The following is a 17,515-nucleotide window of genomic DNA, read 5'->3' as shown; positions in this document are numbered from 1 at the left end:
CAATGGATGTGTGGAAGTAATATCCGCTTGATGTGACCTTTCTAAGAAAAGCACTAAAACCCACGGGGTTCTAAGCAAAAAACGGCAAAACGTAAATTTAGTTCAAACAAGCGACCTGAAAACTACAAATAAGAGGGCTATTTTGCTGAGTTCAACAAACGGTATGTAGAATTCTGCGAATGTCATTGCTGCAATCAGCAATAAGCGTGCAAAACAGCATGGGAAAGAATAATAAAATATCACATTGAAAAAAATAATAGCAGCATCATCTGCGAATAGACTTCAACTGCCGCTGATGTAACTATAATTCAAGATAGAATAATTAAGGAAATGATTCACCACTCCGAAACAATCCAATGTCTCATCGAAAGAGAGAAAGTAATACATCAGGTTTTCGGGTTCTTTCTTTTGGGGCAGGATTTCGTCCACATAGGCAAGAAAGGCGTTTTTTGATGCTGTAATTGCATGGCGGATTTTGAGCATTCAGGCTTCACATCTCCGGTCAGTCCCCCATCACTATAATATTGGCGGCGCTCTTCATAGACTTGGGCGGCTGCCTCATTGATTTATGGTGTAGGCAGGCTTCAGCTATTCTTCCTTGCTCTTCTTCTGCTGCATAGTGGCGTGGAAGGCAAAATAGAGGATGAAGTCTACGAAGTAATAGCGGACACGTTCATAAGTGACAGAATTGACCTTTATGTCAGTTTTCAGGAAGCCCAGGATGGAGAATTGCCTGATGATGACTTCCTGCCGGGTGCGGAGAATACGGGTTTCCTCCTTTACACGCGCCTAGGAGTAATGGAAAGGCTTATATTAAAAGCAATCTGTTTCACCGTATGCCAGTCGGACAGAATCAGTTCACCGGAGGCCAGACGGTAGTTAAGTAATCGCAGCACATTGATGCAAAGAGGTATTTCGGAAGCGGAGAAAGCTTTTTTGACCATTGTTTCAGTTTTTAGAGTAAAAGTTGTGTAAAGACACGAATAAACTATGGAATTACTATCCGAAATGCCACACTTCAGTAACTTAAATGCCACATTTTATCATCCGGAATGCCATAGGTTTCGGACTACGAAATGTGGCACTTGAGGCGGTAAAGTGTGGCATTTAAGTTACTGAAGTGTGGCATCGGGTACGATGAAAAACCCGGCGTGGAAAGGTTATTTTTTCATCTTCACCTCGTACAAATCGCCTCTCCGGTCTTTCAAGTTACGTACACTGCCGTAGGTATGCAGCTCGTTCAGCAAATCCAGATCCACATCCGATACAAGAATCATTTCGGTATTCGGAGTGGCTTCCGCACGCTTGCCGTCTGTGGGGAAAGCAAAATCGCAGGGAGTGAATACACCGGACTGGGCATACTGAATGTCCATGTTGTGCACACGGGGAAGATTACCTACACTGCCGGCTATCACGACGAAGCACTCGTTTTCGATGGCACGGGCATGGGCGCATACCTTTACGCGGCTGTAAGCATTCTGTGTATCGGTAAGGAAAGGCACAAAGAGTATCTGCATGCCTTGGTCCGCCATGATGCGGCTCAGTTCGGGGAACTCGACATCGTAGCATATCAGCACGCCTATCTTCGCACAGTCCGTGTCGAACGTCTGGATGGACTTGCCTCCACTCAATCCCCAAGACTTTATTTCGTCGGGAGTGACGTGTATCTTCTCATACATTTCATAGCTTCCGTCACGCCGGCAGAGGAATCCTACGTTGTATAGCAATCCGTCCTCCTTGATAAGCGGCATACTGCCCGTAATGATATTGATGTTATAACTGATAGCGAGCTTGACGAAACGCTCCCTGATTTCCTCGGTATAGGCCGCCAGTCCACGGATGGCCTGCGATTCGCCCTCATTGTTGAATTTTGCCATCAGCGGTGCATTGAAGTATTCGGGGAAAAGGACAAAGTCACTCTTATAGTCGCTCACGGCATCCACAAAGAACTCCACTTGTTCAAAGAGGTCATCCAGTGTCTTGTAGGTACGCATCTGCCATTGCACCAAGCCGACACGGACGGTAGTTTTGGGGCTTACATAGTCTTGTGTGGGAGCCTGATAGTAGATATTGTCCCATTGCAGCAGGCAGGCATAGTGCTTGGACTCCTCATCATTGGGAAGATAGTTGCGCATCACCTTGCGCACGTGGAAGTCGTTGGAGAGCTGAAAGGTCAGCACCGGGTCGAAGATTTCCTTTTGCTTCACCTTGTCTATGTACTCCTTAGGACGGAGTTGGTCAGCATATTTATAGTAGTTGGGGATACGTCCGCCAAACATGATTGCCTTCAAGTTCAATGTTTCGCAAAGTTCCTTGCGGTATTCATACATGCGGCGTGCCAGACGCAGGCCGCGGTATTGGGGATGAATAAAGACTTCGATGCCATAAAGGATGTTACCCTTCGGATTGTGGGTATTGAAAGTCTCCTTGCCCGTAACCTGAGCGTAGGTGTGGTCGTTCTTCACATCATCGTAGTTCACTATGATGGAAAGTGCACAGCCCACGATTTTCTCGTCAACCACCGTCACAATCTGCCCCTCGGGAAAGATTCGTATCAGCTTTTCTATTTGTTTGTGTGTCCAGAACACATCGCTTCCGTCTGAATAAACACGCGTAAACGATTGTGCCAACTGGTCATAATCTTCAATCTGCAGATTGCGTATCTGTACCTTATTGATTTTCATTGAATCCATAACTTTCTTGCTATTCCTGATTAAAAACAGTGCAAAGGTACAGTTTATCTTTACATGTTATCTTTCCTTTTGAAGATTTTTCTTTCTCATCTTGGACAGATAAGAGAGAATATATGGGATGATAACAAGAAGAGAGGTTGTGTCAAAACGTTGGCACAACCTCTTTTATATTTTAAGTTCTGCTATATTTTCTTTTGGCTATGCTACTTTTTCCTCATGCATTTGGCAGCAAGTTGCTATATTCCAATTATATCGGGTTATAAATAGTCCCATAAACAAATATTTGGCAACTGTAATGAGCCCCTTTCCTTCTTTTATCAGTTTAGCGCACATTTTTTTGATATTAAAGGCTATAGCAAAGAAAGCAAAGTCCATTGTAACCTTGTCTTCTCCCACATGCCGGAATCTTCTGTATGCCATGTTGTATTTCATTTGTCCAAACACAGCTTCTGGTTCTATACACCTCCTGCCTCTATGCTTGATACCTTCTTCTGAGAGCAACCTTTCCCGTGCCTGCCGTTTGTATTGATTTAATCGGTGGTTGACTTCTATAATACGGTTCCCCCGAGCTTTAAAACAACTGCCACGCAAAGGGCAACCTTCGCATCTTTTTGCTTTATACCGGGCACTTTCGGTGATGTATCCGCTCGCTGTCTTGTCACGTTTGGTTCCTATACGGTTCATGTGCTGTCCCATAGGACAAACGTAATAATCCTCTTGGGCATTGTAATGGAGACTTTCGGCATGGAACGGGTTGGGAGTATAACGGGGACGCTGTTCTTTATGGAAGTAATTGTACTTGATGAAGGCTTCTATCCCATTCTCCTGCATGAACCGGTAATTTTCTTCCGAACCGTAACCGGAGTCTGCCACGCAGATATTCGGTAAACGGTTATAGCGGTACTGGAAAGAGTGGAAAAAAGGTATGAGGGTCAGTGTATCGGTAGGGTTGGGAAACAGACGGAAGTCTGTGATAAATTGGTTTTCAGTACCTATTTGCAGATTATATCCGGGTTTGGTCTGCCCGTTCTTCATGGCATCTTCTTTCATGCGCATGAATGTGGCACCAGGATCGGTCTTGGAATAGGAGTTACGTTCTCCAAGGGTATCAAGGTGATTGTCATATTCTATCAGCTTGTCACGATACCCTTCAAGTTCCCTGACCTGCTTCTTCTTTTTGCGCAGGGCTTTCTTTTCTTCCTTATCCTTTGTTGCAGGCTGGCGTTCCAGGGCTTCTTTAAGTTCATCCACTATGTCAGAGAGCCTGCAGGAAGTAAACTCCACGGATGTGTCTTTTATAGAGTTCTCCTGTGCAATGGTTTCATCCACCTGCTCCAAGAGAATACGGATTTTATCCATTAGTCTCGTACGGTTCCGTTCGACTGTCTTGCGCCAGACAAAAGCATATTTGTTGGCTTTGGATTCAATCTTGGTGCCGTCAATATACTCCACATCAAGGCTGATGAAACCTTTATCGGCAAGGACAAAAATCAACTGGGTAAATACATTATTTATTTCCTCCTTTACACGGTTACGAAAACGGTTGATCGTGATAAAATCCGGATGCTCATTACCGGCAAGCCAAATATAATGAATGTCACGAAGGAGGTGCTTCTCTATTTTACGGCAAGAATAGATATTATTCATGTAGGCGTAGATTATCACCTTAAGCATCATTTTAGGATGATAAGGACAACGGCCCGTTTCCTTATAAAGCTTCTTGAAACTCTCAAGATTGAGGTTGTCAATAACAGCATTCACGATGCGGACCGGGTCGTTCGCAGCTATGTTTTCATCAATTCTTTGTGGAAAAAGAACGGTTTGGTTGGGAATGTAAGGACGAAAATGTAACTTTGCCATAACGAAAAACTTTATGCCTAAAGATACGAAAACTTTGGGTAATAACAAAGCCCGGGCTTGAGAAAGTCTGGGCTTTGCGCATAAAAAAAGGCTGTGTCAGCATTTTGACACAACCTCTTTCTCATTTTATATGGACAGTTTCAATAACGTTCTTATCTATTATTTTTTCTATTCTTCCACAGTCTGGTCATGTCTTCCAGTGTCTTGCCTTTCGTTTCGGGAACAAGCTTCCAGACAAACAGAGCGGCCACCACACAGATGATTCCGTATAAGCCATAAGCAAACATGTGCCCGAACTTGTCTCCCATATCTCCCAAACTCATATTGTACATAGGTACGAAGGTGGAAGATACAATGAAATTGAATATCCATTGAAAGGCTACGGCAATGGCTACTGCAGCGCCACGGATGGTATTCGGGAAGATTTCAGCAATCAGTACCCAGCAGATGGGGCCCCAGCTGAACATGAACGAAGCACTGTAGACCATGATACTGACAACAGCCAACATGGGAGGAAGCCCTGCCACAACGTTGCAAAGAGCTACTCCGAAAGCACCTATCGCCATACCGATAGATCCCGAGATAAGCAGTGGTTTACGTCCCCATTTCTCGACTGTAAAGACAGCCAGCAACGTGAACAGAATATTGATGATACCCATAATGACGGTCTGCACCATCGGGTTGCCCATTCCCATCGTTTCGAAGATACGCGGTGCGAAATAGAGTACGGCGTTGATACCTACCGCTTGCTGGAATACACTCAGCATGATTCCGATAAAGATAACCATCCAGCCATAAGTGAAAAGCTTTTCCGTCTTTTCCTCTGCCGTGGCTTTGATTTGAGACAGAATAACCTTTGCCTGAGCCAAGCCGTTGATACGGCTTAACACCTGGAGTGCCTTATCATCCTTGCCACTCATGGCAAGATAGCGTGGCGTTTCGGGAACAAACAGTACGAGCAACGCAAAGACTCCTGCAGGAACAGCCTCACTGACAAACATCAGACGCCATCCTATCTCTGTGGTCCATGCTGCCGCTTCGGGATTCAGAATCTGGTTGACTCCTTCAATGGCCTTTATCACCGGATTTGAATTCTCGCCCAAAATAAGGAAATTCACGAAGTAAACCACTAACTGGCCGAAGATAATGGCAAACTGGTTCCATGATACCAGAGTCCCGCGAATGTTGCTCGGCGCAATTTCCGCAATATACATCGGGCAGATGGCGGATGCCAAACCAACGCCGATTCCTCCCAATACACGGTAGAAGTTGAATGCCACGAGCAAGGAATAGGAAGGAACACCATAGTCGAAGAAAAGGAATTCCGGGTAGTAGGAGCCTAATGCCGACAGAAAGAACAAGACGCCGGCTATGAAAAGAGAATTCTTACGTCCCAGATTGGATGCGAAGAATCCCGAAAGAGCACTACCGATGATACATCCGATAAGTGCACTGGAAGAGGTAATGCCGTGAATCGTATCTGTGTAGACAAAATCGGGGGCACCCATAAAGAATGCCTGAAGCCCTTTATCGGCACCGGATATGACTGCTGTATCGTAACCGAAAAGCAATCCTCCAATGACGGCTACCAACACAATAGAGAAGAGGTAGAGTTTACTGCCTTTTTCTGTATAATTCATGATATTAATGATTAATGGTTAATGATTAGCGATTAATGATTAGCGATTAATGATTAATATTGAAACACTTCATGCGCAACCTATTAACCACTAATCACTAAACATTGATCATTATTAGCAGTACATATTCACGATTGCCTCATACAATTCCTGCTTGCCGCTGGTCTGTTTCGGCTCACCGTTGGCTTTTGCGTAAGCTACCAAATCCTCCAGCGTCAGTTTGCCATCTTCAAATTCCTTGCCTTTACCACTGTCGAAGGAAGCATAGCGGTCGGCCAGCATCTTTTTGTAAGGAGACTCTTCAAGCAGTTTGGCTGCACTTTCCAGTGCACGTGCCATCACGTCCATACCGGCGATGTGGGCAATGAAAATGTCTTCCAGGTCGGTGGAGTTACGACGGGTCTTGGCATCGAAGTTTGTACCGCCATTGCCAAAACCTCCGTTACGGATGATTTGCATCATGGCCTGGGTCAGTTCGAAGTTGTCGATGGGGAACTGGTCTGTATCCCAGCCGTTCTGGTAGTCACCACGGTTGGCGTCGATGGAGCCGAGCATACCGTTGTCTACGGCTACTGCGAGTTCGTGCTCGAAGGTGTGACCCGCCAAAGTAGCGTGGTTCACTTCGATGTTCACCTTGAAATCCTTGTCCAGATTGTGAGCCTTCAAGAAGCCGATAACGGTTTCGGTGTCTACATCATACTGGTGTTTGGTAGGTTCCATCGGTTTCGGTTCAATCAGGAAGGTACCTTTGAATCCGCGGGCACGGGCATAGTCGCGGGCGATGGTCAACATCTGTGCGAGGTGCTCTTTCTCACGTTTCTGGTCTGTATTCAGCAAAGACATGTAGCCTTCGCGACCGCCCCAGAATACATAGTTTGAACCTCCCAGCTCGATAGTAGCGTCGATGGCGTTCTTGATTTGAACGGCGGCACGTGCCACTACATCAAAATCGGGGTTAGTGGCTGCGCCATTCATATAGCGAGCATGGCCGAATACGTTGGCGGTACCCCACAACAGCTTGATGCCGGTTTCAGCTTGTTTCTGCTTGGCATACGCTACGATTTCCTTCAGGTTGGCTTCGTATTCTTCAATGGTCTCGGCTTCTTCGCAAAGGTCTACATCGTGGAAGCAGTAGTATTCGATACCCATTTTCTGCATAAATTCAAAGCCGGCGTCCATTTTGTTCTTGGCAGCCTGAACCTTGTCAGCCTCACCGTTCCAGGGGAATTTCTTTGTTCCGCCACCGAACTGGTCGCCGCCTTCTGCGCAAAGAGTGTGCCACCATGCCATGGCGAACTTCAGCCATTCACTCATTTTCTTGCCCATGATTACTTTATCGGCATCGTAGTAACGGAATGCCATCGGGTTCTTGCTCTCTTTACCTTCGAATTTAATCTTTCCTATTCCGGGAAAATACTCTTTTGTTGCCATAATCTTAATTTTGTTTTAAAGGATTAATTATTTGATTTAAATAAGTTGCAAAAATTTGTTCATATCAAGATGCCATGAATCAATCATACATTATCTCATTGCTTCTTCCAGACAGTGTTTCCAGCGCGCATATGCGTCGGCATAAGCCTGGCGGTCTGCCACTTTCGGCTCTATCACCTCGAGCTTCTCAAGCGTGGCAAATGCTTCGTTGTTGTCCTTGTATATGCCCGCACCGATTCCGGCGCCTTTGGCGGCACCTACAGAGCCGTCGGTATCATACAGTTCGATGACAGCTCCCGTCACACCGGCCAATGTCTCGCGGAACAGCGGGCTGAGGAACATATTAGCCTTGCCGGCATGAATTTTCTGCACGGGAATGCCCATTTGTTCCATGATGTCGATTCCATATTTGAAGGAGAAAACGATGCCTTCCTGCGCTGCACGGACGATATGCTGCTTGCCGTGCTGGTTGAAGTTGATGCCATGAATGGAGCAGCCTATTTCCTTGTTCTCCAGCATACGCTCCGCACCGTTCCCGAAGGGCAGGATGCTGATGCCGGCACTGCCGATGGGAGCTTGTGCTGCCAGCAGATTCATATCGCTGTAGGAGATGCCTTCGGGAGCAACGGTACGTTTTACCCATGAATTGAGGATGCCCGTACCATTGATGCACAGCAGAACACCCAGACGGGTTTGCCCGGCAGTATGGTTGACGTGTGCAAAGGTGTTGACACGTGACTTGGGGTCGTAATTCACCTCACCGTTCACGCCGTATACCACGCCGGATGTTCCGGCGGTGGAAGCTATTTCACCCGGATTGAATACATTCAGGGAAAGGGCATTGTTGGGCTGGTCGCCAGCACGGTAAGTGATAGGCGTACCTTCTTTCAGACCCAGCTCTGCGGCTGCAGCAGCATTGACGCGTCCCTGCTCGGAGAAAGTCGGTTTGATGTCGGCAATCAGAGAGGAGTCGAATCCATAATACTCCATCAGAAAATCAGCAACCCGGTTGTTCTTGAAATCCCAGAACATCCCTTCGGACAAACCGGACACCGTGGTACAGATGGTACCGCTCAACTTCATGGCGATATAGTCGCCCGGCAGCATTATCTTATGAATCTTTTCGTAAACGGAAGGCTCATTCTCCTTAATCCAAGCCAGTTTGGAGGCCGTGAAGTTGCCCGGAGAATTCAGCAGATGTGAAAGGCAAGTCTCCTCTCCCAATGTTTCGAAAGCCTTTTGTCCGTAGGGCACGGCTCTGGAGTCGCACCAGATAATGGCAGGACGCAACACCTGCTGGTTTTTATCTACACATACCAAGCCATGCATCTGATAAGAGATACCAATCGCCTTGATGTCTTCTGCGTTTACTCCGGATTCTGCCAATACAGCTTGTGTGGCCAGTTTCAAATTTTCCCACCAATTTCCGGGGTCTTGCTCTGCCCAGCCGGGCTTCACTGCGATAATTTCCGCTTCAGTCTTGGGGAAGAAGGCAGACGATACACATTTGCCGCTTTCCGCATTTACCAGACTCGCTTTTACAGACGAGCTGCCGATGTCATAACCTAATAAATACATTTCTATCAATATTAAAGAATGAAAGTGATATGAAGAATTCAAAATCCGGCTACCGTCGGATTTTATTGTATATCTTTTTGTCAAAACGGTAGTAACGTGCCGCCCGGTGGGCCACGCCTTGCTGTTTTTCTTCCAGAGGAACGACATATTCCATCAGGGCTATCTTTTTATGGAAATTGCGTACGTCGTACTGCTTGTCATACACCAGCTCGTACAAAGTGCGAAGCTGGGATGCGGTGAACTTACGCGGCAATAAGTCGAACAGTGAAGACGGATTGAACTCGACGTACTGGCGGACATAGGTAATGGCTTCCTTGATAATCAGGTTGTGGTCGAATGCCAGAGCCTTTATATCCGGCATGGCTACCCAACTGGCTTGATAATCGTCCAAATCACGGTTCAATGCGCGGTCTATCTTCACCAGGGAAAGATAGGCTATGGTGACAATACGTTCCACCCTGGACTGCATGGCACGTTCCAGCCAATGCACATCTTTGGGGTCCTTCGTACGGTTTTTTGAACCGAATGCCTTAAATTGCATCAGATTGACGTTCTTCAGGCCCGTTAATTCATTCAACACCCGTTTGGCAGCTTCATCTAAGTCCTCATCCATATAAATCAGACTTCCGGGAAGCTTCATATCATGAAAGATTTCTCCTTCTTCCTCTCCTGCACGCTTAATCAGCAGAACCTTTAGCTGTTCTCCGTCAAAACCAATCACTACACAGTCCACAGAGATATGATTGTTTGCCAACGGCGTTTTTTGTTCTATGTTTTGCATAATATATCTCGTTAAGCGCTGCAAATATAAATAGGTTTTTCTAATTTGCAACAAAGGAAAAGAATATTTTTACAATGTTATAAAGCATTATTTTTCAACTGAATACATATCTTACTTTATACAATATCATTTTCAGTTGTTATCGTATGGAATACAATATGTAATTTACAAGAATACACAAGAGGTCTAATTGTAGGAAGTACAATAAGGAGGAAGTGTTTCATTTATAAGTATTTCAGTATCCGGATATCACAGAAGACCCAAGCATACATATTGTATTTTAGCTTCCTCCTTAAAGTAAGGGTATTGCACAAAAAACATCCGTTTGTGCGGTGAATATCAGAAAAACCTCTACCTTTGCAGCACTTTTTATTTAAACACTAAAAAACGAGTAAATATGAAAGCATTTGTATTTCCGGGTCAAGGTGCCCAATTCGTTGGCATGGGAAAGGACCTGTACGAAAATTCGGCATTAGCCAAGGAACTTTTTGAGAAAGCAAATGATATCCTCGGGTATCGTATTACTGATATTATGTTCAACGGTACAGATGAAGACCTGCGCCAGACTAAAGTTACCCAACCTGCCGTATTCCTTCATTCCGTTATTTCCGCCCTCTGCATGGGCGATGACTTTAAGCCGGAGATGACCGCCGGTCACTCACTGGGCGAGTTCTCCGCTTTGGTTGCTGCCGGTGCACTGAGCTTTGAAGATGGTCTGAAACTGGTGTATGCCCGTGCCATGGCTATGCAAAAGGCTTGCGAAGCACAGCCCTCCACTATGGCAGCCATAATTGCCCTGCCGGATGAAAAGGTTGAGGAAATCTGCGCCCAGGTAAGTGCCGAAGGTGAAGTTTGCGTGGCAGCCAACTATAATTGCCCGGGACAGATTGTAATTTCCGGTTCCATAGAAGGTATCAACAAGGCTTGCGAACTGATGAAGGCTGCAGGTGCCAAGCGCGCCTTACCGTTGAAGGTAGGCGGTGCATTCCACTCTCCATTGATGGACCCTGCCAAAGTGGAACTGGAAGCAGCCATCAATGCAACAGAAATCCATGCTCCGAAGTGCCCCGTATATCAGAATGTAGACGCTATGCCTCATACTGACCCGGCAGAAATCAAGAAGAATCTGGTGGCTCAGCTGACAGCATCGGTACGTTGGACGCAAACAGTGAAGAACATGGTTGCCGATGGTGCTACGGACTTCACAGAGTGCGGTCCTGGTGCAGTGCTGCAAGGTCTTATCAAGAAAATTGCACCGGAAGCAACGGCTCACGGGATTGCATAATTCTTTGTGTATAGTATATCTTCAAGGCTGTCTTTCTTCGGAGAGGCAGCCTTTCTTTTTAAAGAGCTTTACTTTCCTCTTGTAATCTCTTCTCTATCTGCTACGTCTGTATAGGTACGGAGATGGTAAGGAAAAGAAAAGTCAGAGACAGGGAGAAAAAAAGCTTCCTTTTGTTTTTTATTTCCGATTTTCCCTTACCTTTGTTGCCGTAAAGACAAAGGGGTGCCCTGACGGGCTGAGATTATACCCTCGAACCTGATGCAGTTAGTACTGCCGTAGGAATTGGATATTTTTTTCTTCACTAAACTTGCCGTAAAGACGCTTCTTTGTATTTACTTCCATTGTTTTATTTCTTAATGAACAGAAAAATGAAAGTATTGGTCAACAACAAGGAAGTGAAAACCGGCGCCACTACCCTTTCACAACTTATCGAGGAACTTGCCCTACCGGTGCAAGGCATTGCCGTGGCCGTAGACAACCATATTGTATTTCGCACGGAATGGACAAAATGCGCCCTGAGGGAATACATGTCCATCATCATTATCAAAGCGGCTTGCGGAGGGTGAGGAAGATGAAGGACGAGAGGCTGAAAAACGGAGGAATGCAGTTCATCACGCACTATACGGAGCGATATTCGTACCTGGATGCTGCACGCATGGCTCTTGAGGGCGGTTGCCGCTGGGTGCAACTGCGCATGAAAGACACCCCGGTGGAAACGATAGAACCCGTAGCCTTAGAGGTGCAGGCTCTTTGCCGACAATACGGTGCGACCTTCATCATTGACGACCATGTGGAACTGGTAAAGAAGCTGCGTGCCGACGGCGTACATCTTGGAAAGAAAGACATGCCCATAGCCGACGCACGCCGGATTCTGGGCGCGGAGTACATTATAGGCGGTACCGCCAATACTTTTGAGGATGTACAGCAACACTACAAAGCTGGTGCCGACTACATAGGCTGCGGCCCTTTCCGCTACACCACCACCAAGAAGAACCTAAGCCCGATATTAGGATTGGAAGGCTATGCCGCCATCGTCAACCGGATGCGGGAGGAGAACGTATGCCTGCCCATGGTTGCCATCGGAGGAATTACCATTGCAGACATTCCCGCCATTATGCAGACGGGAGTCAGCGGAATTGCCCTATCCGGCACGGTGCTGCATGCCGATAGTCCGGCAGACGAGATGCGGAGAATCATTTCTTTAATAAAGAATGAAGAAGCAGGGGAAAAAGTAAAGAACGAAAAATTAATATAACACTACTGACATGGAAAAATTAGTGATTGCGGGACGTGAGTTCAACTCTCGCCTGTTTTTAGGAACCGGAAAGTTCCATTCCGACGAAGTGATGGAACAATCCATCTTGGCATCCGGCACGGAAATGGTGACGGTGGCAATGAAACGAATTGAACTGGACAATAAGGAAGATGATATGCTGGTGCATATACAACATCCCGGCATTCAGCTTCTGCCCAATACCTCCGGCGTGCGCAATGCCGAAGAAGCTGTTTTTGCCGCACAGATGGCGCGTGAGGCTTTTGGCACGAACTGGCTGAAACTGGAGATACACCCCGACCCCCGCTATCTGTTGCCGGATTCTGTGGAGACGTTGAAAGCCACGGAGGAACTGGTCAAATTGGGCTTCGTAGTACTGCCCTATTGTCAGGCAGACCCCACACTGTGCAAGAGACTGGAAGAGGCAGGTGCCGCCACCGTCATGCCGCTGGGTGCTCCTATCGGCACAAACAAAGGACTGCAGACAAGGGATTTCTTGAGGATAATCATTGAGCAAGCCAATATCCCCGTAGTGGTGGATGCCGGTATCGGTGCCCCGAGCCATGCGGCAGAGGCTATGGAAATGGGCGCGTCGGCTTGCCTGGTGAATACCGCCATTGCCGTAGCGGGCGACCCCGTGGCCATGACGGTAGCGTTCAAGCAGGCTGTAGAGGCAGGACGCATGGCATACGAAGCAGGTCTGGGCGCACAAGCCGATAATTTTGTTGCGGAAGCCAGCTCACCGCTGACAGCATTCTTGAACCTATAAAACTGACAATGCAATGAACCAGAAGATAAAATTCCCCCGTTCCGAGAAAGTATATTTGCCGGGCACCTTGTTTCCCGAATTGCGCGTAGCTATGCGTAAAGTGGAACAAGTGCCCAGTACGAACTTCATAGATGGAGAAAAGGTGATTACCCCGAATCTTGAAGTGTATGTGTATGATACCAGCGGACCGTTCAGCGACCCTGCCGTCGAAGTGGATTTAAAGAAAGGGCTGCCCCGCCTGCGCGAACCGTGGATACTGAAACGCGGCGATGTGGAGCAACTTTCCGAAATAACGTCGGAGTACGGGCGCATGCGCCGCGACGACAGGTCACTCGATTCTCTGCGCTTTGAGCACATCACCCTGCCCTACCGTGCCCTTCAAGGAAAATGCTGTACACAGATGTACTATGCCAAGCAAGGTATCATCACGCCTGAAATGGAGTATGTGGCGATTCGCGAGAACATGAACTGCGCGGAGCTGGGAATAGAGACGCACATCACACCGGAATTTGTACGCCGGGAGATTGCTGCCGGACGCGCCCTGCTTCCTGCCAACATCAACCATCCCGAAGCAGAGCCGATGATTATAGGCCGTAACTTCCTGGTGAAGATAAATACCAATATCGGAAACTCCGCCACCACTTCCGGCATTGAAGAAGAGGTGGAAAAGGCTTTATGGAGCTGTAAATGGGGCGGCGACACGCTGATGGACCTCTCCACCGGAGAGAATATCCACGAAACGCGCGAATGGATTATCCGTAACTGTCCCGTTCCGGTAGGTACTGTCCCCATCTACCAGGCATTGGAGAAAGTGAACGGCAAGGTGGAGGACCTCACCTGGGAAATCTACCGCGACACCTTGATTGAACAATGCGAGCAGGGAGTGGACTACTTCACCATCCATGCCGGTATACGCCGCCATAATGTGCATCTGGCCGAGAAAAGGTTGTGCGGTATCGTGAGCCGTGGCGGCAGCATCATGAGCAAATGGTGCCTAGTGCACGACCGCGAGAGTTTCCTTTACGAACACTTTGATGACATTTGCGACATTCTGGCACAGTATGACGTTGCCATCTCTTTGGGAGACGGGCTGCGTCCGGGGTCTACGCACGATGCCAACGATGAAGCGCAGTTTGCAGAACTCGACACGATGGGCGAGCTTGTGCTGCGTGCTTGGGACAAGAATGTGCAGGCTTTCATCGAAGGTCCTGGCCACGTGCCCATGCACAAGATTAAGGAGAATATGGAGCGCCAGATAGAAAAATGCCACGATGCGCCTTTCTATACGCTCGGCCCCATCGTGACGGACATCGCACCGGGTTACGACCATATTACGTCTGCCATCGGCGCGGCACAGATAGGTTGGCTGGGTACGGCCATGCTCTGTTATGTCACCCCCAAAGAGCATCTGGCGCTGCCCGATAAGGAGGATGTGCGTGTAGGTGTCATCACCTATAAGATAGCCGCCCATGCCGCCGACCTGGCAAAAGGGCATCCCGGAGCACAAGTGCGTGACAATGCACTGAGCAAAGCACGTTATGAATTCCGCTGGAAAGACCAGTTTGACTTGTCGCTCGACCCGGAACGTGCGTTCAGCTATTTCCATGCAGGGAAGCATGTGGATGGGGAGTATTGCACGATGTGCGGACCAAACTTCTGTGCAATGCGGTTGTCGAGAGAATTAAAAAAGAAATAAATGGGAATTGATAGAACACTATGTTTTCAGACGAATTAGAACATATATCCTGGGAGGAAACCACGGCACGCATCCATGCCAAGACAGATGCGGATGTACGCCGTGCCCTCTCCAAAGAACATTGTAATGTAGAGGACTTCATGGCCCTCATCTCACCCGCCGCTGCTCCCTATCTGGAGACGATGGCACGATTGAGCAAGAAATACACCGAGGCACGATTCGGGAAGACCATCTCCATGTTCGTGCCTCTTTACATCACGAATTCCTGCACCAACTCTTGCGTGTATTGCGGTTTCCATATCAGCAACCCCATGCCGCGTACCATACTGACGGAAGAAGAAATCGTGAACGAATACAAGGCCATCAAGAAGCTGGCACCTTTCGAGAATTTGCTGTTGGTGACGGGAGAAAATCCGGCCAAAGCAGGCGTGCCCTACATAGCCCGTGCACTAGACCTGGCAAAACCCTACTTCAGCAATCTGAAAATAGAAGTGATGCCCTTAAAGGCGGAAGAGTATGCAGAGCTGAAAGAGCACGGCATGAACGGTGTGATTTGTTTTCAGGAAACCTATCACAAAGCGAATTACAACATCTACCACCCCCGCGGCATGAAGTCCAAATTTGAATGGCGTGTCAACGGTTTCGACCGCATGGGGCAGGCAGGCGTCCACTCCATCGGCATGGGAGTGCTCATCGGTCTGGAGAAAGAATGGCGGACAGACATCACCATGATGGCTTATCACCTGCGCTATCTCCAAAAACATTATTGGCAGACGAAATACAGCGTCAACTTCCCCCGTATGCGTCCTTCGGAGAATGGCGGCTTCCAGCCCAATGTCATCATGAGCGACCGCGAACTGGCACAAGTCACTTTTGCCATGCGTATCTTTGATCATGATGTGGACATCTCCTACTCCACCCGCGAGCCTGCCGATATACGCGACCATATGGCAACACTTGGTGTGACAACCATGAGCGCCGAAAGCAAGACCGAGCCGGGAGGATATTACAGCTATCCGCAAACGCTGGAACAGTTTCATGTCAGCGACGAGCGCAAGGCTGTGGAAGTGGACAAAGCGTTGAAACGCCTGGGGCGCGAACCGGTGTGGAAAGATTGGGATGCGAGTTTTGATTTGAAGGCTTTCAAGAGATGAGTGGCCGAATACAGAACCTTAATAATAATGAACAAATGAACCGATATGCCAGACAAACGTCCCTCCCTGAAATAGGCGAAGCCGGACAAGAGAAACTGCGTAATGCCAAGGTGTTGATAGTCGGTGTGGGAGGATTGGGTTCTCCCATTGCCCTCTATCTGGCGGGAGCAGGAGTCGGAACGCTGGGATTGGTGGACGATGACCAGGTCAGCATCAGTAATCTTCAACGTCAGGTTCTGTATGCTGAAGCTGACCTTGGGCAGCCTAAACCTCTATGTGGCGCCCGTAGAGTGCAGGGTTTGAACAGCGATGTAAACGTGGAAGCGTACCCCTTCCGTCTGGACAAGAAGAATGCCGGGGAACTGATAAGGAACTACGATATAGTGGTAGACGGGTGCGACAACTTCGCTACCCGCTACTTGCTGAATGACGTATGCAACGCTTGGGGAAAGCCCTACGTTTATGGTGCCATTCAAGGCTTTGAAGGCCAAGTGTCCGTCTTCTGCTACGGTGAAGGTGCGAAAAACTACCGTGAGCTCTATCCGGATGAAGAAGGGACACTGCTCATGCCGTCTCCGGACAAATCGGTTATCGGCGTAACCCCTGCCATTGTGGGTAGCGTAGAAGCCAATGAAGTATTGAAACTGATTTGCGGCTACGGTGAACCCTTGGTTGGAAAGCTATGGACGATTGATTTAAGGACCATGCAGTCGTATATTTTCTCATTATAGACAAACATCCATAAAGATATGAAGCTGATAGTCATTACCACGCCGCAATTCTTTGAAGGAGAAGCAGCGGCAGTTACCTCCTTATTCCAAAACGGTTTGGAAATACTCCACCTGCGCAAGCCGGGAGCTTCGGCAGAGGAGGTGGGGAATTTTCTTCAACAGCTACCGATGGAATATATACCACGCATTGTCACGCATGAGCAATTCCAGCTGGCATCCGTTTTCGGTCTGAAAGGAATTCATCTGAACGGACGCAATCCACAGATACCGTCCGGATATAAGGGACATGTCAGTCGCTCTTGTCACTCTCTTGAAGAAGTGTTGAAACATAAATCAGATTGTAACTATGTGTTCCTCAGTCCCATTTATGACAGTATATCCAAAGAAGGCTACTCTTCCGCTTACTCCTGCGATACCTTGCAGAAGGCGCAGCAAGCTGGTATTATCGACTCAAAGGTGATGGCATTGGGTGGCATCAGCTTGAAACATCTTCCGGAAATAGCCGTTTTAGGTTTCGGAGGTGCCGTACTGCTGGGAGATGTCTGGCAGCAAGCGAAGGAAGCTTTCATCCCCCACTTCCTCCACCTGAAACAGCTTTCCTCTCACCCCTTTAATTTTTAATTA

16 protein-coding genes and 1 riboswitch are annotated in these 17,515 nt (G+C 47.8%); of the genes, 9 read left to right on the top strand and 7 right to left on the bottom strand.

The genetic code is table 11. The annotated features are described in order from the left end of the window. Nucleotides 1–282: 282 nt before the first annotated feature. Nucleotides 283–483, bottom strand: coding sequence for a hypothetical protein (locus tag JXR92_RS12900; RefSeq protein WP_226791171.1), 201 nt, complete (start codon nt 481–483; stop codon nt 283–285). Nucleotides 484–624: 141 nt separating this feature from the next. Here JXR92_RS12900 and JXR92_RS12895 point away from each other — a divergent pair, with 141 nt between their 5' ends. Beyond that, nucleotides 625–879, top strand: coding sequence for a hypothetical protein (locus JXR92_RS12895; protein ID WP_226791169.1), 255 nt, complete (start codon nt 625–627; stop codon nt 877–879). A gap of 281 nt (nt 880–1,160) precedes the next feature. Here the strand turns inward: JXR92_RS12895 and JXR92_RS12890 are convergent, their stop codons facing one another. The 6 genes from JXR92_RS12890 to JXR92_RS12865 all read right to left on the bottom strand — a co-directional run bounded on the left by JXR92_RS12890 (nt 1,161) and on the right by JXR92_RS12865 (nt 9,983). Continuing rightward, nucleotides 1,161–2,693 (bottom strand): carbon-nitrogen hydrolase family protein, encoded by a 1,533-nt coding sequence (locus tag JXR92_RS12890; protein ID WP_117599617.1) that lies wholly within the window; start codon nt 2,691–2,693, stop codon nt 1,161–1,163. Between the two features lie 198 nt (nt 2,694–2,891). Next, a complete protein-coding gene (locus tag JXR92_RS12885; RefSeq protein ID WP_138346716.1) occupies nt 2,892–4,553 on the bottom strand; it encodes an IS1182 family transposase in 1,662 nt (553 codons plus the stop codon). 152 nt (nt 4,554–4,705) lie between these two features. Continuing rightward, nucleotides 4,706–6,193 carry a D-xylose transporter XylE gene (xylE, locus tag JXR92_RS12880; RefSeq protein ID WP_117599616.1) on the bottom strand — a complete coding sequence of 496 codons (1,488 nt, stop codon included), beginning with the start codon at nt 6,191–6,193 and terminating at the stop codon, nt 4,706–4,708. Nucleotides 6,194–6,307: 114 nt separating this feature from the next. Continuing rightward, the gene (gene xylA / locus JXR92_RS12875) at nt 6,308–7,624 is read right to left on the bottom strand and encodes a xylose isomerase (protein WP_117599615.1); all 1,317 of its coding nucleotides are present in this window, start codon (nt 7,622–7,624) and stop codon (nt 6,308–6,310) included. A gap of 90 nt (nt 7,625–7,714) precedes the next feature. Continuing rightward, the gene (locus JXR92_RS12870; protein WP_117599614.1) at nt 7,715–9,202 is read right to left on the bottom strand and encodes a xylulokinase; all 1,488 of its coding nucleotides are present in this window, start codon (nt 9,200–9,202) and stop codon (nt 7,715–7,717) included. A gap of 49 nt (nt 9,203–9,251) precedes the next feature. Beyond that, nucleotides 9,252–9,983 carry an NUDIX hydrolase gene (locus tag JXR92_RS12865; protein ID WP_117599613.1) on the bottom strand — a complete coding sequence of 244 codons (732 nt, stop codon included), beginning with the start codon at nt 9,981–9,983 and terminating at the stop codon, nt 9,252–9,254. A 397-nt stretch (nt 9,984–10,380) separates the two neighbouring features. Between JXR92_RS12865 and fabD the strand changes: the two genes are divergently transcribed. The 8 genes from fabD to JXR92_RS12825 all read left to right on the top strand — a co-directional run bounded on the left by fabD (nt 10,381) and on the right by JXR92_RS12825 (nt 17,512). Next, nucleotides 10,381–11,268 carry an ACP S-malonyltransferase gene (gene fabD, locus JXR92_RS12860; RefSeq protein WP_117599612.1) on the top strand — a complete coding sequence of 296 codons (888 nt, stop codon included), beginning with the start codon at nt 10,381–10,383 and terminating at the stop codon, nt 11,266–11,268. Nucleotides 11,269–11,476: 208 nt separating this feature from the next. Continuing rightward, nucleotides 11,477–11,567: riboswitch (TPP riboswitch) on the top strand. Nucleotides 11,568–11,636: 69 nt separating this feature from the next. Next, on the top strand, nt 11,637–11,834 hold the full coding sequence (gene thiS, locus JXR92_RS12855) for a sulfur carrier protein ThiS (protein ID WP_117599738.1): 198 nt from the start codon (nt 11,637–11,639) through the stop codon (nt 11,832–11,834). A 5-nt stretch (nt 11,835–11,839) separates the two neighbouring features. Next, a complete protein-coding gene (locus tag JXR92_RS12850) occupies nt 11,840–12,523 on the top strand; it encodes a thiamine phosphate synthase (RefSeq protein WP_117599611.1) in 684 nt (227 codons plus the stop codon). 10 nt (nt 12,524–12,533) lie between these two features. After that, nucleotides 12,534–13,310, top strand: a complete 777-nt coding sequence (locus JXR92_RS12845; RefSeq protein ID WP_138345930.1) for a thiazole synthase — start codon at nt 12,534–12,536, stop codon at nt 13,308–13,310. A 13-nt stretch (nt 13,311–13,323) separates the two neighbouring features. After that, the gene (gene thiC / locus JXR92_RS12840) at nt 13,324–15,006 is read left to right on the top strand and encodes a phosphomethylpyrimidine synthase ThiC (RefSeq protein ID WP_138345928.1); all 1,683 of its coding nucleotides are present in this window, start codon (nt 13,324–13,326) and stop codon (nt 15,004–15,006) included. Between the two features lie 20 nt (nt 15,007–15,026). After that, on the top strand, nt 15,027–16,160 hold the full coding sequence (thiH, locus tag JXR92_RS12835) for a 2-iminoacetate synthase ThiH (protein ID WP_117599608.1): 1,134 nt from the start codon (nt 15,027–15,029) through the stop codon (nt 16,158–16,160). Nucleotides 16,161–16,195: 35 nt separating this feature from the next. Then, a complete protein-coding gene (locus tag JXR92_RS12830; protein WP_138345926.1) occupies nt 16,196–16,891 on the top strand; it encodes a HesA/MoeB/ThiF family protein in 696 nt (231 codons plus the stop codon). Between the two features lie 18 nt (nt 16,892–16,909). Beyond that, nucleotides 16,910–17,512 (top strand): thiamine phosphate synthase, encoded by a 603-nt coding sequence (locus JXR92_RS12825; protein WP_138345924.1) that lies wholly within the window; start codon nt 16,910–16,912, stop codon nt 17,510–17,512. Nucleotides 17,513–17,515: the final 3 nt, after the last annotated feature.

Origin of the sequence: Bacteroides parvus, assembly GCF_017309675.2 — a bacterium.
Lineage (GTDB): Bacteria > Bacteroidota > Bacteroidia > Bacteroidales > Bacteroidaceae > Bacteroides > Bacteroides uniformis.
Note: the sequence above shows the minus strand (reverse complement) of the source record. Positions and strands in the feature narration are given on the sequence as shown.